This window comes from Neisseria sp. P0021.S007, from assembly GCF_051956855.1.
In genome coordinates this window covers 1-479 of record NZ_JBQCXA010001449.1, presented here as the reverse complement: position 1 = coordinate 479, position 479 = coordinate 1, and the positions used below count along the sequence as shown (strand labels likewise).

The following is a 479-nucleotide window of genomic DNA, read 5'->3' as shown; positions in this document are numbered from 1 at the left end:
ATACTACCGCGCAGCCGACAACACCACAACAAAAGGCGTGGAACTCTCTGTCGGCGGCCGTCTGAGCGAAAAATGGCTGCTGAATGCATCTTATGCACGTTCCAAAATTAAAGACAGCGAAGGGGTTCAACTGCATCCGTCTTATCCGGTTCATCTGTTCAAACTCTTTACCGCGTATGATGTGACCGACCGTTTGAACGTGGGTGCCAACGTCAACTGGCAAAGCCGCAGCCACACGCTGGATGAATACCCTGCAGACATCAATCCAGCCGCCGCCGCTGCATTGACCCAACGTCCGTACGCAACGCTGGACTTGACCGGTCATTACAAAATCGGCAAATCCACCCGCATCAGTTTGGACTTTGAAAACGTCTTTAACAAACGCTATCGCACCATGCCGGATATTCACGTTTACGGCACGCCGCGTAGTGTGACTGCAACAGTTAAACATACGTTCTAATTGAAAAGAAAAGTAGGAC

1 protein-coding gene is annotated in these 479 nt (G+C 50.5%); it reads left to right on the top strand.

Annotation, left to right across the window (positions count from 1 at the left end; genetic code table 11):
* Positions 1-460 (top strand): TonB-dependent receptor domain-containing protein (locus ACTHUR_RS19640; protein WP_440400467.1); only part of this gene is annotated, 460 nt, incomplete at its 5' end.
* Between the last annotated feature and the right edge of the window lie 19 nt (positions 461-479).